General features: G+C 67.9%; 20 protein-coding genes, 1 tRNA gene and 1 pseudogene. 9 read left to right on the top strand and 13 right to left on the bottom strand.

The genetic code is table 11. The features are described 5' to 3' along the window. Positions 1–19: 19 nt before the first annotated feature. Positions 20–517, top strand: a complete 498-nt coding sequence (locus tag AC5Y5O_RS00635) for an oligopeptide transporter substrate-binding protein (protein WP_133160815.1) — start codon at positions 20–22, stop codon at positions 515–517. A gap of 68 nt (positions 518–585) precedes the next feature. Next, entirely contained in the window at positions 586–2,238 is a 1,653-nt protein-coding gene (locus AC5Y5O_RS00630) for an Hsp70 family protein (protein ID WP_500023282.1), read from the top strand. On the opposite strand, the gene AC5Y5O_RS00625 is transcribed toward AC5Y5O_RS00630, so the two are convergent. From AC5Y5O_RS00625 to AC5Y5O_RS00615, 3 genes are all read right to left on the bottom strand, one after another. Next, a complete protein-coding gene (locus AC5Y5O_RS00625; RefSeq protein ID WP_500023280.1) occupies positions 2,232–3,731 on the bottom strand; it encodes a dynamin family protein in 1,500 nt (499 codons plus the stop codon). The genes AC5Y5O_RS00630 and AC5Y5O_RS00625 overlap by 7 nt on opposite strands. After that, entirely contained in the window at positions 3,728–5,569 is a 1,842-nt protein-coding gene (locus tag AC5Y5O_RS00620) for a dynamin family protein (protein ID WP_500023278.1), read from the bottom strand. The genes AC5Y5O_RS00625 and AC5Y5O_RS00620 overlap by 4 nt, the downstream gene beginning before the upstream one ends. Before the next feature lie 94 nt (positions 5,570–5,663). Continuing rightward, a complete protein-coding gene (locus tag AC5Y5O_RS00615; protein WP_096284156.1) occupies positions 5,664–6,026 on the bottom strand; it encodes a hypothetical protein in 363 nt (120 codons plus the stop codon). On the opposite strand from AC5Y5O_RS00615, the gene AC5Y5O_RS00610 reads away from it, so the two are divergent. After that, the gene (locus tag AC5Y5O_RS00610) at positions 6,027–6,368 is read left to right on the top strand and encodes a hypothetical protein (RefSeq protein ID WP_500023768.1); all 342 of its coding nucleotides are present in this window, start codon (positions 6,027–6,029) and stop codon (positions 6,366–6,368) included. A 3-nt stretch (positions 6,369–6,371) separates the two neighbouring features. Further along, positions 6,372–7,487 (top strand): hypothetical protein, encoded by a 1,116-nt coding sequence (locus tag AC5Y5O_RS00605; RefSeq protein WP_500023766.1) that lies wholly within the window; start codon positions 6,372–6,374, stop codon positions 7,485–7,487. Between the two features lie 540 nt (positions 7,488–8,027). Here the strand turns inward: AC5Y5O_RS00605 and AC5Y5O_RS00600 are convergent. Both AC5Y5O_RS00600 and AC5Y5O_RS00595 read right to left on the bottom strand, forming a co-directional pair. Next, positions 8,028–8,171, bottom strand: a pseudogene (locus AC5Y5O_RS00600) (IniB N-terminal domain-containing protein); the annotation flags it as partial. A gap of 274 nt (positions 8,172–8,445) precedes the next feature. Further along, entirely contained in the window at positions 8,446–8,985 is a 540-nt protein-coding gene (locus AC5Y5O_RS00595; RefSeq protein WP_096290829.1) for an Rv0340 family IniB-related protein, read from the bottom strand. A gap of 258 nt (positions 8,986–9,243) precedes the next feature. On the opposite strand from AC5Y5O_RS00595, the gene iniR reads away from it, so the two are divergent. The 4 genes from iniR to AC5Y5O_RS00575 all read left to right on the top strand — a co-directional run bounded on the left by iniR (position 9,244) and on the right by AC5Y5O_RS00575 (position 17,398). After that, a complete protein-coding gene (gene iniR / locus AC5Y5O_RS00590) occupies positions 9,244–11,646 on the top strand; it encodes an isoniazid response ATPase/transcriptional regulator IniR (protein WP_096284148.1) in 2,403 nt (800 codons plus the stop codon). 136 nt (positions 11,647–11,782) lie between these two features. After that, positions 11,783–14,785 carry a (Fe-S)-binding protein gene (locus AC5Y5O_RS00585; protein WP_500023275.1) on the top strand — a complete coding sequence of 1,001 codons (3,003 nt, stop codon included), beginning with the start codon at positions 11,783–11,785 and terminating at the stop codon, positions 14,783–14,785. 30 nt (positions 14,786–14,815) lie between these two features. Then, positions 14,816–16,105, top strand: a complete 1,290-nt coding sequence (locus tag AC5Y5O_RS00580) for a pyridoxal phosphate-dependent aminotransferase (protein WP_096284144.1) — start codon at positions 14,816–14,818, stop codon at positions 16,103–16,105. Between the two features lie 21 nt (positions 16,106–16,126). After that, complete coding sequence (locus AC5Y5O_RS00575) at positions 16,127–17,398, top strand: YibE/F family protein (RefSeq protein ID WP_096290828.1); 1,272 nt, start codon at positions 16,127–16,129, stop codon at positions 17,396–17,398. On the opposite strand, the gene rfbA is transcribed toward AC5Y5O_RS00575, so the two are convergent. The 8 genes from rfbA to AC5Y5O_RS00535 all read right to left on the bottom strand — a co-directional run bounded on the left by rfbA (position 17,349) and on the right by AC5Y5O_RS00535 (position 26,175). Continuing rightward, entirely contained in the window at positions 17,349–18,215 is an 867-nt protein-coding gene (rfbA, locus tag AC5Y5O_RS00570) for a glucose-1-phosphate thymidylyltransferase RfbA (RefSeq protein ID WP_096284142.1), read from the bottom strand. The two genes, AC5Y5O_RS00575 and rfbA, sit on opposite strands and share 50 nt — an antisense overlap. A gap of 17 nt (positions 18,216–18,232) precedes the next feature. Beyond that, positions 18,233–18,583, bottom strand: a complete 351-nt coding sequence (locus tag AC5Y5O_RS00565) for a nuclear transport factor 2 family protein (RefSeq protein ID WP_096284141.1) — start codon at positions 18,581–18,583, stop codon at positions 18,233–18,235. Positions 18,584–18,635: 52 nt separating this feature from the next. Next, positions 18,636–19,391 (bottom strand): maleylpyruvate isomerase family mycothiol-dependent enzyme, encoded by a 756-nt coding sequence (locus AC5Y5O_RS00560; protein WP_096284139.1) that lies wholly within the window; start codon positions 19,389–19,391, stop codon positions 18,636–18,638. Positions 19,392–19,420: 29 nt separating this feature from the next. After that, a complete protein-coding gene (locus tag AC5Y5O_RS00555) occupies positions 19,421–20,746 on the bottom strand; it encodes a UDP-glucose dehydrogenase family protein (RefSeq protein ID WP_096284137.1) in 1,326 nt (441 codons plus the stop codon). An 89-nt stretch (positions 20,747–20,835) separates the two neighbouring features. Further along, positions 20,836–22,422, bottom strand: a complete 1,587-nt coding sequence (locus AC5Y5O_RS00550) for a DUF7159 family protein (RefSeq protein ID WP_423790848.1) — start codon at positions 22,420–22,422, stop codon at positions 20,836–20,838. A gap of 151 nt (positions 22,423–22,573) precedes the next feature. Then, positions 22,574–24,814: a DUF7159 family protein gene (locus tag AC5Y5O_RS00545; protein ID WP_165796288.1), complete on the bottom strand. Its 2,241-nt coding sequence runs from the start codon at positions 24,812–24,814 to the stop codon at positions 22,574–22,576. 108 nt (positions 24,815–24,922) lie between these two features. Further along, positions 24,923–25,495: a dCTP deaminase gene (gene dcd, locus AC5Y5O_RS00540; protein ID WP_096284132.1), complete on the bottom strand. Its 573-nt coding sequence runs from the start codon at positions 25,493–25,495 to the stop codon at positions 24,923–24,925. A 32-nt stretch (positions 25,496–25,527) separates the two neighbouring features. Then, the gene (locus AC5Y5O_RS00535; RefSeq protein ID WP_207768442.1) at positions 25,528–26,175 is read right to left on the bottom strand and encodes a VldE C-terminal domain-containing protein; all 648 of its coding nucleotides are present in this window, start codon (positions 26,173–26,175) and stop codon (positions 25,528–25,530) included. Positions 26,176–26,312: 137 nt separating this feature from the next. On the opposite strand from AC5Y5O_RS00535, the gene AC5Y5O_RS00530 reads away from it, so the two are divergent. Then, positions 26,313–26,386, top strand: a tRNA-Gly gene (locus tag AC5Y5O_RS00530). Positions 26,387–26,453 lie beyond the last annotated feature (67 nt).

Raw genomic sequence — 26,453 nt, 5'->3', positions numbered from 1 at the left:
CCCGATAGTCTCAGCGACCATGGCAAGGCAAGCGCCGGCAGACCAGTTCGTCGACGACGAACCGACCGTCTACATCCACTACGGTGACGACGCGTACGGCACCGCCCAGCCCGACCCTGACGACCCGATTCCGGGTTGGCGTAGACCAATTGCGTTGGCCGGGTGGGGCGTGCTGATCGCGGTCCTGATCGCGCTGATCGTCTGGGGCATCATCCAGCTCATGCATGGCGCCCCTCCGCAGGAGCCGGTAACGGGCCCCACTTTGGTTCCCTCCACCACGACGCCTCGGTCGTTCAACACCACCAGCGCGGCGCCGACGGTGTCGAGCGAGCCGCCGGCCACCACACCCACCGACACCCCGACGGCGTCCACCGAGGACACGCCGCCGTCGACCGCCACCACCACTGCGACCACGTCGTCGGGCGATGCGTACCCAGTGCCACAGCTGCCCTCGGTGATCACGCTGCCCCCGCTGCCCGGGCTACCGACCGAGATCACGCTGCCGCCCGGTCTGTGAAACGGGCTCCCACCTAGACTCGCGGGAACCCACAGCCACATTTACGACAACGCACAGGGGAACGCCAGATGTCCGAGTCGCTTGGGTTGTCCATCGGGATGGCCAACCTGGTCGCGGCCCGTGCCGGTGGTGACGTGGTGACTCGCAGATCCGTGCTCAGCCTGTTCGACCAGCGGGCATCCGAAGTCGGCCTGCCCGAGGAAAGTCTGGATCCGGCCGACGCCGGCCTGGTGATGCGGGGGTTCGTCGAACGGGTCGGGGACCGCACTCCGCTGGTGGCAGCCGACGGGACGAAGTACCTCGGCGACGCGCTGACGGTCGAAGCGCTCGAGGCGATGGCCCGGACCGTCGACTACGGAACACCGGTCACGATCGCGGTCCCCGCGTACTGGTCGCCGGCGCAGGCCGCGGCCCTGCGTGAGGAATTCTTCGCCCAGCCGGGCCTGGCGCCGGGCGGCGTACCGCCGGCGCTGATCTCCGATGCCACCGCCGCACTCACCGCGCTGCGGGCCGAACCCGACTTTCCGACCGCGGGCATCGTCGCGTTGTGCGACTTCGGCGCCGGCGGCACCACCGTGACGCTGAGCGACGCCGGGTCGGACCTTGCGCAGATCGGGCCGTCGGTGCGGTACACCGAATTCTCCGGCGACGGGATCGACGAGCTCATCCTCGATCACCTGCGTGAAGCCATTCCGGCCGACACCAGCGGCGGCGTGGCCAGCACGACACGGATGGGCTCGATGGCCCGCCTGCTCGAACACTGCCGCCGCGCCAAGGAAGAACTGTCGACAGCGACCACGACCACACTGCCCGCGGTCACCGGCGAGGATGTCGAGTTGTCCCGCAACGAGTTTGAAGAACTGATCTCCGGTCCGCTGGACGAATTCGTAACGGGCATCGAAAATATTCTGCGGCGCAACGAAATTCCGACCTCCAGCCTGACCGCCGTGGCCACGGTCGGTGGTGGCGCTGCCATCCCGCTGCTGGCCACCCGCCTTTCCGAACGTCTCGGAGTGCCGGTGCGCACCGCGCCGCAGCCCGGGCTCACCGCCGCACTCGGCGCCGCCGTCTTCGGTCAACAACATCCCTCCCCGAGCGCGCTGGCGAGTCCCGTCGCCGAGAACCCGACGCAATTGGCCGCCGCGGCGCCGGCCGACATGACCCAGGTCATGCCGAATGCCCGGGTCGAAGAAGAGCGTCCGCTGGCGTGGTCGGAGGACGACGACGAGGAAGATCCCGTCCCCTACACCGGTCCCGAGCACAGCGGCCAATATGTCCGCGACGCAATGGATTTCGAGGACGGCGACGACGGCCCTTACCCCGCCCCGCCACTGTGGTACCAGCGTCCCGCCGTGGTGTTGAGCCTGGCTGCCGCGGCCGCGGCCATCCTGGTGGCCGTGATACTGGCGTTGACGCTCGGCGAGGAGAAGCCCGCGCCGGTACAGACCCCGCCTACTCAACCGACTGCCCCCTCGCCGGAGCAGACGGTGACGATCACCGAGTCGAACACCAACCCGGCCACGACGACGACACAGGCACCGCCACCGCCGTCGACCGCCACCACCGAGGCGCCACCCGTGACAACGACCACGACCGAGGCGCCACCTACCACGACCTATCAGCCGCCGAGCACCACCACGGCCCCGCCGCCCACGACCACCTTTACGCCGCCGCCGCCGACCGAACGGGAGAGGCCGCACTGGCCGTGGCGGCGCTACTGAGGCCGGGCGCCGGGCGCGGCGAATTCGGCGACCATCGCCTCGGCGCTGCGCACCGCTGCACGGCACGCCTTGGTGGTGAATGGGTCGTTGAGCGGATGCTCGGCCCGGCGGCGCCAGCGCTGCGCCGCGGCGAACGCGGCCCGCGGCCCCTCCCCGGGGTCTGCATTCTCGGGGTCCAGGCCTAGCCTGCTGGCCGGGCGGGTGCCCGATCCCCCGATGACCCGGCGCAGCGACGCCAGCTCTTCTTCATTTAAAGATGTTGGGCGAGAGGATAATTGGCTGAGAAGCCGAAGTTCTTCGAATGCGTGCGTGTCGGCCAGCAGCGGGTCGATGTCGGCGATGACGTAGGGCGTCGCGACGATCGGGAACGCCTCCACGAACCGGCGCAACGACACCAGCGCGGTGTGCGCCTTGAGCATGTCGGAGCGTTGCGCGAATTGCTGATCGATGACCTCACGCAGCGTCATTAGCCCGCTGCGCTCGAGTAATTCGTCGGCCAGCCCCGCCGCGTCGGCGACACCCGTGGCCAACACCGCGAGGGAAATCCGCAGCCCGAACATGCCGAACCGGTCCAGCAGCTGGGCGCGGGTGGCCGCGTCGACGGGCAGCGGGCTCTCGACACGAACGAAACGGTCCACGCTCAACATGGCCTTGCTCAGTTCGGTCTTGTCGGCAGCGGCCAGCTTCTGCAGGGCGATGAACTCGCTTTGCCGCAGCGTGCGCGCGGTCAGCGCCAACAGCCCCGAGACCGGCACCACGGCCTGGCAGATGCCGGTCTCGTTCATCTCCTTGGTGAACCGCTGCGCCACGTCGGCCGCCGACAGCATCGCGTCGATGCGGCCTGCACCGATTTCGTCGGCCCGGGATGCCACACCGACGATGCCCAGGGCACCCGCGGATCCGCCGACGAGTTGCCCAATCTGCTTGAGCAGGGCGATATCTGCGGCGTTAAGGGTGCGCAACAGGAAGACCACCGCGTCCACCCGCGGCACCCCGTCGGGGGGCACCAGCAGCCGCAGCGTGCGATCCGAGGCCTCCCGCGTCAGCGACGACGTTCCCGGGGTGTCGATGATCGTGGTCTCCACCAGCTCTTCGGCGGGCCACTCGACGTCCAGATCGGCCACGTCGGCCGGGTTGAGTGTCCGGAAGTCGAAGGTCAACCCGGCGCTGTGGCTGATCGGCACGTTGGAATGCCTTCCGCCCCAATGGTTTGCGGTGACCTTCGGCGTGGGACCGTGCCGGAACCAGGTAACGATGCGGGTGGCCTCGGTGGCATCGGTCGGGGCGATGTCTTGACCCACCAAAGCATTGAGCAGAGTGGACTTTCCGGCCTTGAGCGTGCCGGCCAGGGCGATGCGGATCGGCTCGTTCAGCCGCGCGCCGATGCGGTCCAGTTCGTAGAAGACTTCCGGTCGGTTCCGGAACGCCGGCTCACCACGGTAAGCCTGGATGGTCCCGCCCAAAATCGCACGCACTCGATCGCTAGTGCTCACACCCGTCCTACGGTCACCTGGGGCATCAGTTTGTCCACATTGTCGGTGACCTGGTTCAGGATATTCAACTGCCGCTCGAGTTCACGGATCTTGTTCTCGCGTTCGGCCTCTTCCACATGCGCCGCGGCGATGGTGGACTGCAGCGATTCGTTGAGCGAACGGGAGATCTCGTTGGCGATGTCGCGGTAGTGGTCGCGCAGCGTGCGGTGGATGATTTTGAGCCTGTCGCGAGACTCCTTGCCCACCACGAACGAGACGTCGTCAACGAAGCGCCGCACGTTCGTCTTGGCCTCGGCGCGCGCCCGCAGCAGCCGGTTCTCCTTGTCCTCCTTGTAGGCCATGCGGCCCAGGATCAGCCCGGCGCCCACCGACAAGGGGTTGAACAAGCCGAGCCCCGCCACCGAGGACAGCATGCCGATCATCACCACGCCGCCGTAGGAACCACGCAGCCCGCTCACCATCTTCTGGCCCTTGCCCGCCGGCTTGGAATCCAGGTCGGATACCGACTTGAGCTGGCCGAAGTCCTCGCCCATCGCGCGTTGATTCAGCTCGGGCGTCAGCACCGAATCCAGCCCTGCCGCGGCGAACGAATTCGCCACGTCGTCGGCCAGCTCCTCGGCGCGTTGGTACGCCCAGACGAAGTTGTCCCCGACGGCGGTGGCCACCGCTTCCTCGACGTCGCTGCCGATTTCGGCCCAATGCCGGGTCGGGTCACACGAATCGATCTGTCGCTCGATGTCCTCGGTGAGCGCGCGGAAGCGGGCCCGCATGTCGTGATCGACGTCGGTGCTCAGGTCGGTGAAGCCGTCGTTGAGCACCTGCTGCCACAGCGCGGTCTGCTCCAGCGCGTCCAGCGCGTCACGCTTGCGCCGCTCCAGGTCGGCGGCGAGGCGGTCACGAAGCCCCGGGTCGTTGACGACCGCGAGTTCTGAGCCCGCAGCCATCGTCAATTGTTCTGCTGCCGAACGGATATCGCGCAGAACCTCGTCCCGCACCCGCTCGCTCTCTCGGGAGAGCACCCGCTCGCTGAGGAACTTCACGACCGCCGGGAAGTTGGATTCCTCGTTGAGTTCGGTGTCGTTCTGCGTGACGGCGTGGCTGCGCAGCAGTGACGAGACCGGCAGGATCGGCATCACCACCCCGGCGCGCTGCAGGTGCCCGGTGTTGGCGTCGACGATGTCGCGCCAGTGCGGATAGAGGTCGGTCTTGGTGGCCGCCAGCACTGCGACCGGGCAGATCCGATGCGCCTGCCGGATGAACCACATCTCGGGCTCGGTCAATTCCTGGCTGGTGTCGCTGACCATGATCAGTGCGTCCGCGTTGGGCAGCAGTCCGAGCGTGGCGGACAAGTGTGGCTGCCCGTGGCCGCCCACACCCGGGGTGTCGATGAACGCCAGCCCGCCCTGCAGCAGCGGGCTGGGCGCGCCGATCTCGACGCGCAGCACTTCCCGGTTGCCGGCTTGCGGCGCTCGTCGCAGATCGGTGTTGATGTCGTCGATCGGGATGTCGACGGGCACGGGCTCGCCGTTGGGGCCCGCGGCCACGATCAGCCGGGCCGACGGCGGGTCGCCATGGCTGACGACGGTGATGACCACGGTGGCCTCGTCGTCGCCGACGCGCGCCACCGGCAGGTTGAGTAACGAGTTGAGCAGCTGACTCTTGCCCTGCTTCAGTTGCCCGGCGATGACCACCCGGATCTGCGGGTCGGTGATGCGTTCGCGGGCGCGCATGAGGCGCTCTTTGAGGTCATCGCGGTCGTTGAGTTCGGCGATTGCGATGGTGTGGTCGATCAGCTCGACGATCACGCTGACGCGCCTCGGATCACTGGCTTGAGTCACCGCGGTTCCCCACTTTCTCGCATCTGTGATTACGGTATGCGCGCGAATCGGCGGGGATCAAAAGATCCCCGCCGTTTCGCTAGGTCCGCGCGCGTTACCCGTGCGGGCCGCCGACGTGCGACGGCGACGCGTGCGGTGCCGGCGCGGGTTCGTGCACCGGAGCCGGAGCGTGCGGAGTGCCTTCGAACACCGATGGGCTGTGCGGCGCCGGAGCGTGCTCGACCGGAGCCGGTGAATGCTGCACCGGCGCGGGCGAATGCTGCACCGGGGCCGGCGAGTGCTGCACCGGCGCGGGCGAGTGCTCGATCGGCGCATGCTGAGCCGGGGCCGGCGAGTGCTGCACCGGGGCCTGCTGCGCCGGCTCATGGATCACCGGTCCGCCCACGCTGCCGTGGCCGCCGGCAGCGCCCGAGCCTCCACCCTGGAAGACCGAGCCGGGGTTCGACGGCGGCGTCACGTGAGCGCCGACACCGCCTGCCGCACCGCCGCCGCCCTGAATTACCGGGGCCTGTCCAGCAGGCCCGGCCGGGCCGTGAGCGCCGATGCCGCCACCACCGGCGACACCGCCGCCGCCACCGAGCGTCGCACCCTCCTGGCCGAGGATGCCGCCGTGGGCTCCACCGCTGGCACCCGCGTTGATGCCGCCGCCGGCTCCGCCGGACGGGAAGCCACCGCCGACGCCTGCCCCCGCGGCACCGCCGGCTCCAGCGTGGCCGCCCAGACCAGCGCCGCCGGTCCCCCCGACTTCAGCGTGACTGCCCAGGCCGGCGCCACCGGCAACGGCCGCGGATTGCGGTGAGGCGTGGCCTCCCAACCCGCCCTCACCGCTCAACGAGCCGGTGCTGCGAGCGCCGCCGATACCAAGTCCAGCGCCGCCGGCCGCGGCGGCACCACCCTGACCGCCGACACCGACACCCCCAAGCGGGCCGGCGACGTGGGGAGTGGCGGCGCCGTTGAGCGCGGCCCCCTCGCTAGCGATCAACCCCGCCTGACCGCTCGCGCCGAGGGCCGCGTTGCCGCCTACCCCGAGGGCTGCATTACCGCCTGCACCGGCGAGTGCACCCGCATTGCCGGCACCCGCCAGCTGGCTGCCAGCACCGAAACTCGCCTGGCTCGCGAGAGCAGCCTGGCCGCCGAAACCAGCTTGACCGCCCAGGTTGCTGCTGCCGGACAGTCCACCGCCGGCACCGAACGCGCCGCCCAGACCAGCCTGACCGCCTGCGCCCAAGCCGCCACCGATCTGGCTACCAGCCCCAGCACCAAAGCCGCCCCCAGCCTGACCGCCAGCGCCGAGGCCAGCACCGATCTGACTGCCGGCGCCAGCACCGAAGCCGCCCCCAGCCTGTCCGCTCGCACCGAGGCCGGCACCGATCTGACTACCGGCGCCAAAGCCACCGCCAATCTGACCGCCCGCGCCGAAACCACCACCGGCTTCACCCCGCAGACCGACACCGGCGTGGCCGGCGGCGTCGCCACCAAATCCGCTACTGCCGTTGAATCCAGCACCAGCACCGACGGCGGTGCGGCCACCAAAGCCGCCCTCACCAGCAAGACCCGCGCCACCACCAAACCCAGCGCCACCGTCAACTCCACCACCGGCCCGCAGGCCGACACCCTCACCGAAGCCGGCGTGACCACCAAAGCCGCCCTCACCACCGACGCCGATACCGGTGCGACCGCCCAGGCCGACCTCACTGGCCAAATCGAAGCCGGTGTGTCCGCCGAAGCCACCACCGAGGCCAAGGCCGTTCTCGCCGCCGAAACTAAGTCCCGCACGGCCGCCGAATCCGGTCTGCGCACCCAACCCGATGCCCGTCAGGCCGCCGCCGCCAAGACCGAAGCCCGTGTGTCCGCCAAAGCCACCACCAAGACCCAGGCCGGCATTGATCCCACCACCCAGACCGAACTCGCCCCCTAAGCCGGTACCGAACCCGGTGCCATGGCCGAATTCACCGAAGCCAGGCCGGTCACCCCAGCCATGTCCCCAGCCAGGCCGGTCACCCCAGCCATGTCCCCAACCAGGCCGCCCGTCACCCCAGCCATGTCCCCAACCCGGCTCGCCCCAGCCCGGACCGAAGCCGCCCCAGCCAGGTCCGAAACCGGGACCGAACCCGCCGGTGCCGGGACCAAAGCCCCAGCCAGGTTGCAGGCCGAACCCGCCGTAGCTGGCGCCGTAGAGTCCGGCGTCGACAGCGCCGAGCAGTCCGCCACCCACATTGCCGACGATCGCGCTTCCCAGACCGAGAGCGGCGTCGGCGCCGTCGACCACAGGGGCAATTGCGTCACCCACCAGCGCGCCCGCGCCCTGGGCAACCTCGCCGACAAGGCCGACGGGACCGTACCCGTAGCCCGGGTCGTAGCCGCCGTAGCCTTGGTCGTAGCCGTAGCCGTCATAACCCGGGGCAAAGCCGTACTGGTCGGTCAGCACTTGCTGCAACCCACCGATCGGGTCGCCCGCGCCAAGGGGCACACCAGGAAGAGCGCTGGCCACCGCGGAGGAGAACTCCTCCGGAGCCACGTTGACCAGGCCTGCGTCGGTCATGGCCTGCCCGGGGCCCGCAACGAAAGCGCGGGCGGCGTCCGGGTTGCCAAACAAACCCATGATGTATTGGATCAGCCGGTCCATGATTGATTCCCCTTCACATCCCCTGCGCCGGATCGACCGGCGTTCTGCAATACACGCTATGGATTCCGCCCCTCCTCGGAATCGGGGACGGATCCCCCAGGCGATCGGTGCCTCACCGGGATCCGTGGGGGCGGAGCGTTAGGGGATTAGGGGATGTGCGCCACAACCCCGACGCAGCACCCAAGAGGCCCCTATCGGACAGCGTTAGCGCAGCTCAGAACGGCAAGGATGCGACCGCGGCGGCGAAGGATCAGCCGTGCAGGCCAAAGTCGTGGTGCTCCGGCTCGCCGGGGTGCGGGTGGGTGACCTGGTGATCCCACAGGCTCAGGTCGTGCGCCGGGAATGCCCCGTGATCGACCGGGTTATCCGGTGTTTCAGAGCCTGCGAGCTGCACCGATGCCCCAGGAGACTCAATGCCGAAGGGCCGCGGATCGACCGGCGCCTCGACGGGTGCGGGAATCGACGGCGGATGGATCACGCTGCTCGCCGGGCCATGCGAATCGACCATCCCAGTGGGGGTGTGCGGCGTGAAAGCATCCAGGGCGGCCGCGGCCGCACCGCTTGCCCAGACATTCCCGTGATCGGGGGCGGGCACGCCCGAGGCGGGACCGGCGGGAGTGCCCATCGACAGCGAATCCGTCACCATCGGAATCAAATTATTCACATCGGCGCTGGTCACATCGGTAAGGTGGGCCTCCGCGATGGACTGCGCGGGATTGGCCGCGTAACGCGCCGCAGCATCAGGGTCGCGGACCAGCGAGATCACGAAGTCGAGCAACGAGTTTGCCATCGGGCACACCTCCTCGCCGTTCGTTGCCCTTGCCGGCGGCATTTACAGGGACCGCCCAGTCAATTACCACGATGCTATCCGTCCGACCCAGTGCTGTGATCGGTGCACAACCCACCAGGCGCCCGAGAGCATTAGGGGGTGGCACTGTAGGGGAATCGCGTGGCTACGGGGATGACTCCCCGGATACGGGGGTTCGTGGGGCTATGGTGGAAAAACTGCTCCTGACCACCAGTGCAGCACCGATTAGGGGGACGCGACATGAGCGACTCCCCGATGCTCGAACAGGTCGTCCGGGCCGTGGCCGACGCGTCGACAAAGCCGGTGAAGCTCATGATCCGTGGCGGCATCGGGGCCGGCAAGACGACCGCCCTGGCCGCCGCCCGCGACGCGCTGCGGGGTGCCGGACTGACCGTGCTCACCCGGCCACCCCAGGCCGGCGATTCGCCCGACGCCGCGCTGGTGATCGACGACGCTCACCTGCTGACCGAGCCCGAACTGCTCAGCCTCACCGACTGCGTCGCCGACCCGCGGGCCACCGTGGTGGTGGCCGCCGAGCCGCAGGAGCGCCTGCGGGAACTGACCGTGGCGATGGAACGGGATCGACCGCCGATATCGCTGGGCCCCCTTCCCGTCGACGAAGGCCTGCTGGGGTGTACTGCGGGACTCCCGTTTCTGGTGCACGCGACGTCCCAGGGCACCGACACACCGGCCCAGGCAGCGACCTTCGCGCTGATCGCGCGATTGCGTCGGCTCGACGAACCGGACCTGGACACGCTTCTCATCATGTCGCTGACCCAAGAGCTAGGACCAGCCGATGTGGCTGCGGCACTGGGTATTTCAGCGGCAGATGCACGTCGGACGGTCGATCGGGCCCGCGCCAGCGGGCTGATTGAGCCCTCACACTCCCCCGAATTCCTCCAGCTGGTCCACGCCGCGATCACCCAGATCGTCGGCAATGCCCACCACCGCGAGGTCGAAACCGCGCTGCTGCGTTCACAACTGGACATGTCGACGGTTTCGCTGCCGTTCGCGTTGCGGCTCGCCGAGCACGGGCTCAAAGACGACCGGCTGGCGGCCATCCTCGCAGAGCACGCCGCGGCATCGCGCGGCGTATCCGCCAGGGCCGCAAGGCTTTACCAGGCAGCCGTTGCAGCCGGAGCCGCAGGGCTGACATCTCGGGTCGCCGACGCGCTGGCCCTCAACGGAGACTGCGCCGCCGCGGCAGCACTGGCCGACGCGCTGCTGAGCTCACCTGATTCAGCCGAACGCGCTGCAGCGGTTCGGATTTCGGCCAGCATTGCAGCCCACGAGGGCAACGCGAATCAGGCAGCGGAATTGTTCAGCTGGCTGGGCCCGCACCCGGACGCGGTGGTTGCCGCGGCGGCCGCGATTACGCTCGCCTCGACCGGTGATCTGGTGACGGCGCGTGCCGCGTTGCGCCTCAAGGACGCCGGCCCACCGACGATCGCCGCCCGCACGGCGCGCAGCCTGGCCGAGGGACTACTGCTGACGATGGACCACCCGTATCCGGCCGCGATCGCGAAACTGGGCCAGGCGATCGCGGCCGAACAGACTGCGAGCGAAGTGATTCCGGACAGTCCGGCGGCACTGCTAACCCTGGCCGCGATCCACGGCGGCGATCCGGTCCGTGCCCGCAGCGTGATCGGCCGCGCCGTGCGCACCGACGGCGACGCACTCTTCGCGCCTCGGCACACCTTGCTGTCCGGCTGGATCAAGATGCAGGACGGGCAGCTGCCGTCGGCCAGTGCGGACGTCACGGCGGTCGGTTCGACCGGCTTACACCGGCGCGACGCATTGTGGGCAGCGGCCCTGCAGACGGCGATCGCGCGTCGCAGCGGTGACACCGGTGCACTTCAAAAGCATTGGTACGCAGGCATGGAGGTGCTGTCCGAGTACTCCATCGACCTGTTCGCGCTGCTGCCGTTGGGCGAGTTGTGGGTGGGCGCTGCCCGGATACGCCAGGTCGATCAGCTACGCCACGCCCTGGAACAGGCGTTTACCCTGCTGGAGTCGCTGGGCAACCCGATCTTGTGGTCAATCCCACTGCACTGGGCCGGCGTGCACGCGGGAATCCTGGCCAACGCACCCGATTTGGTCGCCCCGCATGGGCAAGCCCTAGGAGCGTCGGCCGGATCCAGCACCCTGGCGCAGGCCCTGTCGAATTCCGGCCGCACCTGGTTACGGGTCCTGGCCAACCAGGTCGACGCCGACGAAGTCACCGCGTCCGCGCGGGCGCTGGCGCATGTCGGGCTGACGTCCGACGCGACTCGGCTGGCCGGGCAGGCCGCGCTGCAAACACCCGACGGCAGGGTGTCCGGCGCGATGCTGCAGCTGGCCCGAGATCTCAAGTTGGGCGCGGACCCGGGCGGCCTGCCCACCGGGTTGACCGGCGACGAGCCGGACGGCGCGGCTTCGTCGCCCTCCCATCAGCCCACCTCGGGATCACCGCTGTCACAGCGCGAACGCGAAGTCGCCGAACTCCTCTTGCTGGGCATGCCATACCGCGACATCGGCGCCCAACTCTTCATTTCGGCGAAGACCGTCGAGCATCACGTGGCCCGTATTCGCCGTCGGCTGGGCGCCGGCTCACGCTCGGAGATGTTGTCTATGTTACGTGCCATGCTCACCCCGGAAGGCTAAGCCGCAGGTCAAAGGCTTTCGGGAGTCGCAGTTAGGGCAACCTTTCTCGCGTCGGTAGCAGCCCAGATGTCACTATGAGCTAGCAAAGATCGAACGAATTTTCGTTGAGCGACGATGCAATGGGGAGAGACCTTCGGTGACCACGCAGACGATCATCAGATTGGTGTTGGGGCTGGGCCTGACCGCGGTCGTGGCGTTGTTCGCACTCAAACGCGTCTGGTGGCTGTATCGACTGATCATGTCCGGGCAGCCGGTGAGCGGTCGCACCGACAACGTCGGCACCCGCATCTGGACGCAGATCGCCGAGGTGTTCGGTCAGCGCAAGCTGCTGAAGTGGTCGATCCCCGGCCTTGCGCACTTCTTCACCATGTGGGGCTTCTTCATCCTCATCACGGTGTACATCGAGGCGTACGGCACGCTGTTCCAACCCAACTTCCACATCCCGATCGTCGGCCGCTGGGATGCACTGGGTTTCTTGCAGGACTTCATCGCGCTCGCCGTGCTGGCCGGCATCATCACGTTCGCGATCATCAGATTGCGAAGTGAGCCAAAGGAACACGGCCGTTCATCGCGTTTCTACGGCTCCCACACCGGTGGCGCCTGGCTGATTCTGTTCATGATCTCACTGGTCATCATCAGCTTCGCGATCTTCCGCGGCGCCTCTGTCGTCACCGGCAACTTCCCCTACGGTCGGGGTGCGTTCTTCTCCCACGCCATGGGTGCGCTCATGCAACCACTGGGCGTGACCGCGAACGAATGGATCGAGACCTTCGCGCTGCTGACTCACATCGCCGTGGCGCTGTTCTTCTTGATCATCGTGCTGCACTCCAAGCATCTGCACATCTTCCTGGCCCCGATCAACGTCACCTTCAAACGCCTGCCCGACGGCCTCGGTCCGCTGCTGCCGATGGAATCCGGCGGCAAGCCGATCAACTTCGAAGATCCGGGCGAGGACGACGTTTTCGGTCGCGGCAAGATCGAGGACTTCACCTGGAAGGCGAACCTCGACTTCGCCACCTGTACCGAGTGTGGGCGCTGCCAGTCGCAGTGCCCGGCCTGGAATACCGGAAAGCCGTTGTCGCCCAAGCTCGTCATCATGGATCTGCGCGATCACTGGATGGCCAAGGCGCCCTACATCCTGGGTGAGAAGACCGCCGAGCCGATGGAAGGTCTGGACCTCGAGACGGTCGAAGAAGAAGGCCACCACGTTCCGGAGTCCGGCTTCGGCCGGGTTCCCGGCCACGGACCCGAGCAGGTGGCGCGCCCGCTGGTCGGCACCGCCGAGCAGGGCGGTGTGATCGATCCCGACGTGCTGTGGTCGTGCGTGTCCTGTGGCGCCTGCGTCGAACAGTGCCCGGTGGACATCGAGCACGTCGATCACATCATCGACATGCGCCGCTACCAGGTGATGATGGAGTCGGAGTTCCCGTCCGAGCTGTCGGTGCTGTTCAAGAACCTGGAGACCAAGGGCAACCCGTGGGGCCAGAACGCCGGCGACCGGACCAACTGGATCGACGAGGTCGACTTCGACGTCCCGGTCTACGGCGAGGACGTCGAGAGCTTCGACGGCTACGAGTACCTGTTCTGGGTGGGTTGCGCCGGCGCCTACGACGACAAGGCCAAGAAGACCACAAAGGCTGTCGCCGAGCTGCTGGCCATCGCCGGGGTGAAGTTCATGGTGCTGGGCACCGGGGAGTCCTGCAACGGTGACTCCGCGCGCCGGTCCGGAAACGAGTTCCTGTTCCAGCAGCTGGCCGCCCAAGCCGTCGAGACGCTGGACGGGGTCTTCGAGGGCGTGGAGACCGTCGACCGCAAGATCGTCGTCACCTGCCCGCACTGCTTCAACACCATCGGCAGGGAATACCGCCAGCTGGGCGCCAACTACAGCGTGCTGCACCACACCCAGCTGCTGAACCGGTTGGTGCGCGACAAGAAGCTGGTGCCGGTAACGCCTGTCTCGCAAGACATTACGTATCACGACCCGTGCTACCTGGGCCGTCACAACAAGGTGTACGAGGCGCCGCGCGAGCTGATCGGCTTCGCCGGGGCGAATCTCACCGAGATGCCGCGCAACTCCGACCGCAGCTTCTGCTGCGGCGCGGGTGGTGCGCGCATGTGGATGGAAGAGCACATCGGCAAGCGCATCAACCACGAGCGCGTCGACGAAGCGCTGGCCACCAACGCCGCGACGATCGCGACCGGCTGCCCGTTCTGCCGCGTGATGGTCACCGACGGTGTCAACGACCGACAGGAGGAGGCCGGCCGCAGCGGGGTCGAGGTGCTCGACGTGGCGCAGATTCTGCTCGGGTCCCTCGAGTACGACAAGGCCACGCTGCCGGAGAAGGGCACGGCCGCAAAGGAAGCAGAGAAGCGGGCCGCCAAGGCTGAGCCCACGGCCGCTGCTCCCGCCGCGACGGCACCGGCGAAGGAGGCGCCCGCGGAGGCCCAAGAGCCCGCGGCCGCCGAGCCCGAGCAGCCGGCCAAGGCCGCGGCGCCGGCGAAGGGGCTGGGGATCGCCGGCGGTGCCAAGCGTCCCGGTGCCAAGAAGTCCGCGGCCCCGGCAGCAGAGGAACCGGCTGCGGAGGCCAAGACGGAAGCCGCTCCCGCCAAGGGCCTGGGCATGGCTGCCGGCGCCCGAAAGCCGGGCGCGAAGAAAGCCGCCCCGGCCGCCTCGGCAGCCGCGGCCGAGGAAAAGGCCGACGCCGCCGAGGCCAAGGCACCGGCCGCACCCGTCAAGGGGCTCGGCATGGCCGCCGGCGCCCGAAAGCCGGGTGCCAAGAAAGCCGCCCCGGCCGCTGCGGCCCCGGCGACCGAAGCCGAGCCGGAGAGCGCGCCGGCCGCCGAACCAAAGGCCGAGGCCTCTGAGGCCTCAGAGCCCTCAGAGCCTAAGGCGCCGGCCGCGCCCGTCAAGGGCCTGGGCATCGCCGCAGGGGCCAAGCGACCAGGCGCCAAGAAGGCCGCGGCCCCGGCCGCCGAAGCGAAGGCAGAGGCCCCCGCACCCGCCGAGCAAAAGGCCGACGCTAAACCCGAGCCGGAGCCGGAGCCGTCCGAGGACACCAACGGTGACGCGGCGCCCCCGGCAGCCCCTGTCAAGGGGCTCGGGATCGCACGCGGGGCCCGCCCCCCGGGGAAGCGCTGATCACAGATTGGGCTCTATCAGCAAAAATCGGTGGACGCCGATGGCACCATTGGTGACGTGACCACTCACCAGGTGCCCGTGCACAGCCCCGGCCACCACCGGCAGCGGATCTTCGCGCAGTCGTCCAAGCTTCAGGACGTTCTGTACGAAATCCGCGGCCCGGTGCACCAGCATGCCGCGCGTCTGGAGGCCGAGGGCCACCGCATCCTCAAGCTCAACATCGGCAACCCGGCACCGTTCGGCTTCGACGCGCCCGACGTGATCATGCGCGACATGATCCAGGCGCTGCCCTACGCGCAGGGTTACTCGGATTCGCAGGGCATCCTGCCGGCCCGGCGCGCGGTGGTCACCCGCTACGAGCTGGTAGACGGTTTCCCGCGATTCGACGTCGACGACGTCTTCCTGGGCAACGGGTGCTCCGAGCTGATCACGATGACACTGCAGGCCCTGCTCGACAACGGCGATCAGGTGCTGATTCCCTCGCCCGACTACCCGTTGTGGACGGCGTCGACGTCGCTGGCCGGGGGCACGCCGGTGCACTACCTGTGCGACGAGACCCAGGGCTGGCAGCCCGACATCGCCGACATGGAGTCGAAGATCACCGAGCGCACCAAGGCGCTGGTCGTGATCAACCCGAACAATCCCACCGGCGCCGTTTACAGCCGCGAAATCCTCACCCAGATCGTCGCGCTGGCGCGTAAGCACCAACTGCTGCTGCTGGCCGACGAGATCTACGACAAGATCCTCTACGGCGACGCCAAGCACATCAGCCTGGCCACGCTGGCGCCGGACCTGCTGTGCCTGACCTTCAACGGCCTGTCGAAGGCTTACCGGGTGGCCGGGTACCGGGCCGGCTGGCTCGCGATCACCGGGCCCAAGGATCACGCCAGCAGCTTCATCGAGGGAATCAGCCTGCTGGCCAACATGCGGCTGTGCCCGAACGTGCCCGCCCAGCATGCGATCCAGGTCGCCCTCGGCGGCTACCAGAGCATCGACGACCTGGTGCTGCCCGGCGGCCGACTGCTCGAGCAACGCGATGTCGCGTGGACCAAGCTCAACCAGATCCCCGGGGTGTCCTGTGTGAAGCCGGATGGCGCGCTGTACGCGTTTCCGCGGCTTGACCCCGAGGTCTACGACATCGAGGACGACGAACAGCTGGTGCTGGACCTGCTGCTGCAGGAGAAGATCCTGGTAGGTCAGGGCACCGGCTTCAACTGGCCGGCCCCGGATCACCTGCGCATCGTGACCCTGCCGTGGGCACGCGACCTGTCGGCGGCGATCGAGCGGCTGGGTAACTTCCTGACCGCCTACCGGCAGTAGGCCGCCTCTACGGTGGAGCGGGTGACCCACTCGCACTCGCACAACCTGTCGTCAGGACCGTCCCCGCTGGGTCCGCTGCCCGCCAAAATCGTCGTCGGGCTGTTGGTGGCGATCGGGATCGCCGTGATTGCGGGTGCGGCGTTGTTGTGGCCGAGCCGCCAGCATGTCGCCATCCCGATGCCGTTTCAGAGCGCGACCGGCGGGGCGGTGACCACCGAGCGCGCGCACGTGCTGTCCAGCGGGCTGGCTGACTGCGGCAGCCCGTCGGCCAGTCAGGTGCTCACCACGGCTCCGCAGCCGGGGACGCCGGGCGCGGGACGATGCGTCGAGACGTTGGTCGCAATCGATTCCGGGCCCAATGCCGGCGCGAAAACCCTGTTGGAATTCTCGCCCGGCCCCGGCCAGCCGCAATTCAAAGCCGACGACCACATCCGGGTGGTGCGGCAGGTCGACCCGCAAGGCGCCACCACGTACGCGTTCTACGACTTCGAGCGCGGCTGGTCGCTGGTGGGGCTGGCCCTGGCGTTCGCGTTGGTCATCGTCGCGGTCGCGCGCTGGCGCGGGTTGCTGGCGCTGGTCGGGATCGTGGTCGCGTTTCTGGTGCTGGTGGTCTTCTTGCTCCCGGCGCTGCGCGACGGCGCACCCGCGGTTCCGGTGTCCCTGGTGGCCTCGGCGGCGATCCTGTACGTAGTCATCTACCTCGCCCACGGCGTCAACCTGCGCACCAGTGCCGCCCTGCTGGGCACCTTGTCGGCGTTGCTATTGGCAGCCGGATTATCTTGGGGGGCAATCGAATTAGCCCATTTGACCGGATTGTCGGATGAACAGAACTCGGCGGTCAGCGCGTATCTGGGCAGTGTGTCGATCAGTGGGCTGCTGCTCGCCGGGTTCATCATCGGCTCGCTGGGTGTACTCAACGATGTGACGGTCACGCAGGCGTCGACCGTCTTCGAGCTCGCTCATGTCGGCGGTGACACCTCGCGGCGGACGATCTTCTTGAGCGCGATTCGGGTGGGGCGCGATCACATCGCCAGCACCGTCTACACCCTGGTGCTGGCGTACGCCGGCAGCTCGCTGCCGCTGCTGTTGCTCTTCAGCGTCGCGAACCGTTCGCTGAGCGACGTGCTGATCAGCGAAAGCGTGGCCATCGAACTCGTGCGCTCCGCGGTGGGCGGAATCGCGCTCGCGCTCTCGGTCCCGTTGACCACGGCGATCGCCGCCGTGCTCGCCAAACCGGGCGAGCTCAGCCCCGTTCCATCATCTCCAGCAGGTAGCCGCCATAGCCGGACTTGAGCAACGTGCGGGCACGGGTGGCCAGCTCGTCGTCGGTGATCCAGCCCCGCCGCCACCCAACCTCTTCGGGCACACTGACTTTCAGGCCTTGCCGTCGTTCCAGGGTGCGCACGAAGTCGCTGGCATCGAGCAGCGAGTCGAAGGTTCCGGTGTCCAGCCAGGCGGTGCCACGGGCCATCACCTCGACCGCGAGCCGGCCGCGGTTGAGGTAAATCCGGTTGACGTCGGTGATCTCGTACTCGCCTCGTGCCGACGGCTGCAAACCCTTGGCGATCTCGATGACGTCGTTGTCGTAGAAGTACAGCCCGGGCACCGCGTAATTCGACTTCGGCGTGGCCGGCTTCTCCTCCAGTGACAACGCCAGGCCGTCGGGGCTGAATTCGACCACACCGTATGCCGACGGGTTGGCCACCCAGTACGCGAAAATAGCTCCACCGTCGATGGATTGGAAACGATCAAGGCTGGTGCCCAGTCCCGGGCCGTAGAAGATGTTGTCCCCCAATACCAAAGCCACCGAGTCATTGCCAATGTGCTTGTCGCCCAGGACAAAAGCCTGCGCCAGGCCATCGGGACTCTCCTGCTTGACATAGCTGAGGTTGATGCCGAACTGCGAACCGTCGCCCAGCAGCCGCTGAAAGCCGGCCGCGTCGTGCGGGGTGGTGATCACCAAAATGTCGCGGATTCCGGCCATCATCAAGGTGGACAACGGGTAGTAGACCATCGGTTTGTCGTAAACCGGCAGTAACTGCTTGCTGATGCCCATCGTGATCGGGTGCAGGCGAGTGCCCGAACCGCCGGCCAAGATGATTCCGCGCATGTAGTGGCTCCTAAGTCCTAGGTGACGAGGTCGTCCCGGGTGAGTTCGGTGGCTGCCAGTGCCGACGCCAAGTCCTGATGACGGAACACCGAGGTGACATGGTCGTGGACAACACGGAACGCCAGCGCACCGGGAGCGCCGCCCGTTTGTTCGGCGACCACGACACCGTCGTGCACGTACATCTCGCCGAGTTCGGTGGTCGCCGGGTTGGACGTGGCCCAGGTGCGCAGCGCCTCGTGGCCCTGCGCTGCTCCGTGCGCGTCCCCCAGCTCGATGTCATCGCTGGACAGGGCGGCCAAGGTCTCGATGTCCGCGCTGGCGAGAGCGTCGTGCCAAGCCAGCACGGTGGCAATCTCCGATGTGGTCATGGACTAAAAATTACCGTGTACCACTTCTCGGCACGTCGTTTCCCCGACGTTGCTAAAGAGGCGTGCGCTGCAGCCAGGTTTGCCAGACGGTGTCGTCGCCGAACATCTCGATGCCGGTGTCGGCGAGCCGAGTTCGGCGCGCCATCGCCAACAACAGCTCGGTGGCACCGCCGCGCAACGCCGCACTGCCCTTGCCGTGCTCGTGTGACCAGACGACGCCACCGTCGGAGACGCTGATCGTCCATTCGCCGGCTTCGCCCAGCCCAGGGTCGGTCGCGTGCAGGTGCAGGGTCTGGCCGTCCTCGAGCGGCAGTGGGGCGCCGTCGCTTCCGGCCTGGACGACGATGCGCTCGAGGAACTCGGTGATCCCGTCGGCCGCGACCGCGGGATCGAGGGTGAATTGACGCCCGAGCGCGATGGCCGCGTCGGCGCGATGTACCGACGTCTCGTGCAGTCGGCGTCGGATCCACCAATTCGCCGGGCGCGCACCGAGAAAGGTCCATACCGCTGTCTGGACGCCGGACAGTTCAACGGCGTCGAGCAATCGTTGGGCTCCACCGTGCAACCAGGAGATCGCGTCGGCGGGATCCGGTGGCGGCTTGCCGCCTTCGACGCTGCGCACGTCGAGCCGTTCATCGAGTCGGTCGCGCACGATTTGCGCCGCCCAACGATCGCCGCGGCCGACGTGACGGAACAGCTGCTTGAGGCTCCACTCCGGGCAGGTCGGCACCGGGAGCGATTCGTCGACATCGCGGAAAAGCTCCGAAAAAGAGCGGTTTTCGTCGAGAAAGGCTGCCGCGTAGTCCACGCGATCAGGCTACTCGTCAAGGGTGCGGTCTAGGGACGTCGCGCCCCGAGCCGGAACACCTTCCAGCCCGCCTGCGTCCAGCGCTCGACGTCCAGGCAGTTGCGGCCGTCGACGACGACGCGAGCCCGCACCCGGTCGGCGAGGTCGTTCGGGTCGAGGTCGGTGAATTCCTGCCACTCGGTCAGCACCAGGACCGCGTCCGCGCCCTCGCAGGCCTCGGCCACCGACACCGCGTAGTTCAGCGTCGGGAACAGGCGGCGCGCGTTCTCCAAAGCCTTCGGATCGTAGACGTTGACCGCGGCGCCGTTGAGCTGCAGCTGGCCGGCGACGTTGAGCGCCGGTGAATCCCGGACATCGTCGGATTCGGGCTTGAAAGCCGCTCCGAGCACGGCGATGTTGGCGCCCAGCAGCGAACCGCCGCACGCGGCGGTCGCCAGCTCAACCATCTTGGTGCGCCGGCGCATGTTGATGCTGTCGACTTCGCGCAGGAACGTCAGCGCCTGGTTGGCGCCCAGCTCCCCGGCGCGGGCCATGAAAGCCCGAATGTCCTTGGGCAGACAGCCACCGCCAAAACCCAAGCCCGCGTTGAGGAATTTGCGCCCGATGCGGGAGTCATAACCGAGCGCATCGGCCAGCAGCGTGACGTCCGCCCCTGCGGCCTCACACACCTCGGAGACGGCATTGATGAACGAAATCTTGGTCGCGAGAAAGGCATTAGCCGAGACCTTGACCAATTCCGCTGTCTGCAAATCGGTTACCAGGAAAGGCACACCGGAGTCGAGGATGGGTGCGTACAGCTCGCGGACGACGATCTCGGAGCGCACCGAATCCTGCTGTATACCAAGCACAATGCGGTCCGGCTCCAAGGTGTCATGCACCGCGTGTCCTTCACGCAGGAACTCCGGATTCCACGCGATTTCGACGTCGACCCCTGCGGGCGCCAGCGCAGCGGCGCGCTCGCCGAGCTCGGCCGCGGTGCCCACTGGCACAGTCGATTTGCCGACCAGCACCGCCGGCCTGGTCAGCCGGGGTACGAGATTGTCGATAACGGCGTTGACGTGGCTGAGGTCGGCGCCGTACTCGCCCTTCTTTTGCGGCGTGCCGACGCCGAGGAAGTGCACGTCGGCGAAATCGGCCGCCAAGTCGTAGTCGGTGGTGAACCGCAATCTGCCGGCAGCCAGGTTGTCTGTCAGCAACTCCCGGAGACCGGGCTCGTAGAAGGGGATGTCACCCGCGGCGAGCTTGGCGACTTTGCCCGGGTCGATATCGACCCCGACGACCTCGTGTCCCAGCACGGCCATGCCGACTGCGTGCGTGGCACCCAGATATCCAGTGCCGAAGACGGTGCATCGCATACCACCGTGTGTAAGGGGCCGCGATGAGCTAACTGCATCGCTCCGTTAAGCGGGAGGCAAACGGGAGGTGACAGCTGGCTCTCGTAGACCTAATGGCGGCCAAACCCGCCGTGTCCGCCGCCGAAACCGCCGTGACCGCCACCACCGCCGAAGCCCGGGAAGCCGCCACCACCCCCGTGACCGCCGCCGCCGGGGAAGCCGCCACCACCAGGGAACCCGCCGCCAGGGTGACCGCCGCCGCCGGGGAAGCCGCCTCCCTCATGGCCAGGATTGCCGGGGAACCCGCCACCGCCGCGGCCTGGGTTATTCGGGAAGCCACCCCCGCCGGGCCCGATCGGGACGCCAGGCACTCCGATGACCGGAGGTATCGGGAGCGGGATCGGAACGGGAATCGGCGCCACGGGGGCGGGCGCCGGAGCTGCCGGCACCGGGATCGGCGCGGGCGCGTCGGGTATCGGCGCAGGCGCGTCCGGGACCTGGACCGGAACCGGTGCCGGGGCCTCCGGTATCGGAGCCGGGGCGGGCGCCTGAGGAGCGGGCACCTGAGCAACGGGTGCCGGAGCCGGGATCGGGGCCGCCTCGGGCGCGGGAGCCGCCGGAGCCGGTGCCGGGGCGGCGGGCGCCGGAGCTGGAGCCGCCGGCGCCGGTGTGGCTGGGGCGACGATGTTGTGGCTGGGGACGGGCTTCACACCGGCCGTCGGCCGGATCGCTACCGCCAGCGAAACGACCAGTGCCGCTACGCCGACGATGAAGATCGACGCCACCACACTGCCCACCAGCCCGAAAGACCTGCGTTCCTGGTAATCGGTGAGCGAGGTGGCGGCGGTGTGCTCGCCCGTAAAGGGGTCGACGAAGTCCTCGGGAACGGCGCTGTATGCCAGGGCGCCCTCTTCGGAGGCCGGGCTGTTGAAATACCCGGGGGCTATCGCGAAGGGGTCGATGGCACCGGTGCCGGGGTCCTGGGCGTAGGCCTGTGCGGCGGTGGAGGAGGCGAACAGCGGGGCGTGGGCCGACGCCAGGGCGGCGCCGCGAGCCAGCGCCGTCTCAGGCTCTTCGGGCATCGCCAGCGGGAGCGTGGTCGCGGCCTCCAGGGCCGGCTTGATCAGCGGAACATCGACACCAGAGCCGACGACGAACACCGCGCCCGGGCGGGTATCCAGCGTCTCGGCCTCCGAGACCATCGTGGCCAGCTGCGCGACCGCGGCGTCATCGTCTTCGGGCAGGGGCTGGCGGTGCACGTCGGCAATCGACCCGTCGGCGGTATCGACAAGCGCCAAGGTCGCGGTGTCGGGTTCAATGAACAGCAGCGCGGTCTGCGCGTAATTGGTTTCGTTGCCGACTGCCTGCGCCAATGCGGCTGCGGCCAGGAAGGCCGAGACCAACATCACATTCTCGACCTTGTGCGCGGCCAGTGCATCGCGCAGGGCGGCGGCTTCGATGGGGTCGGTCCAGGTGACGCCGGTCGACGTCAGCTGGTAGCCGCCCTGGGCCGCACCCTCCTGGGTTCCCAGGATCGCCGAAACCACCTGATCGGCAGCGCTGGTCGTTGCCGCGTCGTCGTCGGACGCGACGTCGAAATTGTCTTCATCGACGGTGGCGCCATCGCCATTTTCGCCTTCGACCAGAACCATCCGGACTGCCGTCGGCGCCATCGACACCCCAAGTACGGTGTCCACTGCTCCCCCATAGTCGTTTGCTAGACAGCGTTTTGGAGGACGTCGTCATCGCAGACTCCGGCTGCCTCGAGACGACGTGATTCCCCACCCTGTATTCCCCTAGCGACCCGACTTTACGCGCCTTCGAGCTCGGTCGCGTGGGCCGCGATGACTAGTGATGGCCGCCGCCACCGCCACTACCGCCGCTATGACCGCCACCGCCGCCGCCGCCGAAGCCACCACCGCTATGGCCGCCGCCTCCGCCGCCACCGAAGCCGCCTCCTGCATGGCCGCCGCCGCTGTGATCGCCGCCGAGTCCGCCGCCGCCACCAAGTCCGCCGCCGCCGAAGCCGCCTCCTGTGTGGCCGCCGCCGAGTCCACCGCCGCCAAGTCCGCCGCCTACGCCGAAGCCGCCTCCGGCGTGGCCGCCGCCTATGGGTCCACCACCGCCGAGGCCGCCGCCTACGGGTCCGCCACCGATCGGGCCGCCACCGTGGCCATCCCCACCGAACGGACCACCACCAGTTGATCCACCACCGATTGGCCCGCCGCCGATGGGTCCACCACCGCCGTGGCCGCCACCACCGAACGGACCACCACTAACGGGACCACCGCCAATCGGCCCACCGCCAACGGGACCGCCACCACCGAACGGACCACCACCAACCGGACCACCACCAACCGGACCACCCGAACCGTGGCCCCCACCAACCGGACCGCCGCCGACGGGTCCACCGCCAATGGGACCAGCACCACCATGGCCGCGACCACCGAACGGACCACCGCCAGACGGCTCACCCGAACCGTGGCCCCCACCCGAACCCGATCCGGGAGGCGGAACATGCCCACCGCCAGGACTACCCGGACCCGAACCGGGAAGACCACCCGAGCCGCCACCGTTAACGCCCCCCGAACCCGAACCGGGAGGTGGAAGGTGGCCACCGCTCTGGCCGCCGCGCGGGCCAGATTCTGGAGGCGTCTGATGCGGTGGTGACTGTGGTGGCTCCGGAATGTGCACCGGCGGCGGTTCCTGCACCACCACCGGGGGCGGTTGCTGCACCACCACGGGTGGCAACACCGGTCGCGGTGGGGCCTGGATCACCGGCGGACTCATCAGCCATTCCGGAGCCGGCATGCGGATCTGGGGCACCGGGATCGGCACCACGACCGGAGCTGGGACCGCCGGAGCAATCGGAGCAGGAGCCGCGGGCAGTGGCGGCAGCGCAACGGGAGCAGGAGCTGCCGGCAACGGTGCCGCCAACGCCGGACGCAACGGCTTGGGCGCCGCGACGGGTGCGGGCAGGACGATCTTCGGCTGCGCGACGGACGCCTCGGCCGGCGGGGGCGCGGACGCGGGTTGTGTTGGCACGATGAGGTTTTGGTTGGGGCTGGGCTGCACCGCGACGTTCGTGGTGCGGATGCCGATGGCCAGTGCGATTTCCAGTGCGACCACCGCGCTGATGGCGATCACCGCCATCCCACTGCCGACCAACAGCACCGGCCTGCGACGAGGTCCTCCGGCGTTCGGCACACCCAAGTCGGACGGATCGATCACGACGGTTGGCGCGTCGGCGTCCTCGTCGGACACCAGGCTGTAGGCGAGCTCGTCGCGACCGAGCGTCGCATCGGAAAGATACGTCACGCCAAGGTATTCGGGCCCGGCATCCGGATGGACGGCACCGGTGCCCGGGTCTTGCGCGTAGGCCAGCGCCGCGGTCGACGATGCGAACAGCGGCGCGTTGGCTGATGCCAGCGCGGCCCCGCGGGCCAGGGCCGTTGCCGGCTCTTCCGGCGCATTCACGATCAGCGAGGTCGCGGAATCCAGTGCCGGCTTGATCGGGCCCACGTCGACACCCGATCCAACCACGAACACCCCGCCGGGAGGTGTGTAGAGCTCGTCGAGCCAGGAGATCATCCCGGTCAGCTGTGCGGTGGCCTCGTCGTAAGACTCGGCGACGATCTGTTCTTTGTAGACCTCGGTGATGGAACCGTCGGAGGTTTCGACGACGGCCAGCGTCGCGGTGTCGGGCTCGACGAACAGCACCGCCGTGGTGTCGTAACCCATTGCGCCGCCGACGGATTGGCCGAGTGCGGCAGCGGCGAGGAACGACGAGACCAACATCACGTTCTCGAGCTTGTAGGAGGCCAGCGCGTCGCGAAGCACGGCCGCATGCGCCTGGTCGGTCCACGTCACACCGATCGACGACAGTTCCAGCCCGGCATCGGCGGCACCCTCGCGGGTGCCGAGGATCGCGGAAATCACCCGATCGGGAACGGCTGTGGGTTGGGTGTCATCGACGGCGCCGAGAGGAAACTGATCCTCTTCGACCAGGGCGCCGTCGGCGTTCTCGCCCTCGACCACGACCATCTGAACCGAAGTCGGCGCGATCGATACCCCGAGCACGATATCCAAAGCGAACCACTCCAAAAGCGTTGCAAGACAAGCTATGCCCGGGGCGGAAGAAACGACCCCGACTACTACATACTTCCTTACAAATACCGTGCGGGCAGCCCGCCGGAGCTATGTAGTTCTTATGAAGTTCTCGTAGGAGCGAGAAGGTGTCGGTCCGCGCTGCCCCTGATACTTCGAACCGACCTGGGAACTGCCGTAAGGGTGTTCGGCCGGGCTGGTCAAACGCAGGATGCACAGCTGCCCGATCTTCATGCCTGGCCATAGCGTGATGGGCAGGTTGGCGACGTTGGACAGCTCGAGGGTGATGTGACCGGTGAAGCCGGGATCGATGAATCCGGCGGTCGAGTGCGTCAACAGGCCGAGCCGGCCCAGCGACGACTTGCCTTCCAGGCGCCCGGCGAGGTCGTCGGCCAACGCGACCTGTTCCAAGGTCGAGCCCAGCACGAACTCGCCCGGGTGCAGCACGAACGGCTCCCCCTCGGCGGGTTCCACCAGGCTGGTCAGTTCGTCCTGCTGCTTGGCGGGGTCGATGTGGGTATAGCGGGTGTTGTTGAACACGCGGAACATGCTGTCGAGGCGAACATCGACGCTGGAGGGCTGTACCAGAGTGTCGTCGAACGGGTCGATGCCCAACCGGCCGGCGGAGATTTCGGCCCTGAGGTCACGATCGGAGAGCAGCACGCGACGAGCCTATCCGCTGCGTTGTCCCGCGCTCAGTCGGCGAGGTACGTTTCGCCACCCTTGGGGTAGCCGCCCCCGGTCGTCGTGACGTGGACGTGGTCATAGTGGCCGAGCCTGCTCGTTTGCGCACCGGTGGGCGTGTAGTAGACGCCGCGCCAAATCGCGTCCTGGATGCCGAATCGGTTCGCGTTCTTCAGCACGTACGCGACGATCGCGTTGCCCAGCGCGATGCCCTGCGCGCTCTGGGGGTTCGGGATCATCACGTCCAGCGCCAAGCCGAGCGGATGCCAGGGCAGCGAATCCGGTCGCACACCGCCGATTTCGTGAATCTCGGGGAATGTCGCGCTGATGGCGCGCGACGCCAGGATCGTGCGCACCTGCAGGCCCTGTTCCGAGCAGAGCCCGACGGGCAAGAAGCGGGATCGAACGTGATACCGAGATGCCATCGGCTGGCGATCGGGAGCACCCGCGGCTGCCCAGCTGCGCGGCAAGTTCGCTTCCGCAGCGACGATTTCCAATCGGCTCGGAGCCACGTCACCAATAACGGCCTTGGCCTCTGCCGGCGCGGCAATTGGGCCGACGTCTCCGCCCACCGCGAAGAACAACGCAGCCGGGGCAAGCATCGCTGCCAGGACAACCGGCGACTTCCGCCGCTTCTTGGCTAACCTGTGCCGACCCACTCACGGCACATTACGGCATGATAACGAAAGAATAAATGTGAGCATTTTAAATTTCGGTGGATAGCCGCAATAACGCGTCGGCATTCGACCGTCGCGGCTGGTTGCGCGCCCGGGTGCTAGCCTTCTTGGGCAACCGCGCCGATGTAGTTCAATGGCAGAACATCAGCTTCCCAAGCTGAATACGCGGGTTCGATTCCCGTCATCGGCTCCATAAAACCGCAGCTCAGCAACCGCGGCCATCAGCCGACGATTCTGCATAACGCGCTACACGCGCCGGA

Source organism: Mycobacterium sp. NGS40 (assembly GCF_059812735.1).
The sequence above is the reverse complement of the archived record's forward strand: the minus strand, read 5'-3'. Positions and strand labels throughout refer to the sequence as shown.

Coding starts and splice junctions, on each gene's coding strand:
- AC5Y5O_RS00635 (WP_133160815.1), top strand. CDS start 20: ATGGCAAGGCAAGCGCCGGCAGACCAGTTCGTCGACGACGAACCGACC.
- AC5Y5O_RS00630 (WP_500023282.1), top strand. CDS start 586: ATGTCCGAGTCGCTTGGGTTGTCCATCGGGATGGCCAACCTGGTCGCG.
- AC5Y5O_RS00595 (WP_096290829.1), bottom strand. CDS start 8,985: ATGGCAAACTCGTTGCTCGACTTCGTGATCTCGCTGGTCCGCGACCCT.
- iniR (WP_096284148.1), top strand. CDS start 9,244: ATGAGCGACTCCCCGATGCTCGAACAGGTCGTCCGGGCCGTGGCCGAC.
- rfbA (WP_096284142.1), bottom strand. CDS start 18,215: ATGCGCGGAATCATCTTGGCCGGCGGTTCGGGCACTCGCCTGCACCCG.
- AC5Y5O_RS00565 (WP_096284141.1), bottom strand. CDS start 18,583: ATGACCACATCGGAGATTGCCACCGTGCTGGCTTGGCACGACGCTCTC.
- AC5Y5O_RS00555 (WP_096284137.1), bottom strand. CDS start 20,746: ATGCGATGCACCGTCTTCGGCACTGGATATCTGGGTGCCACGCACGCA.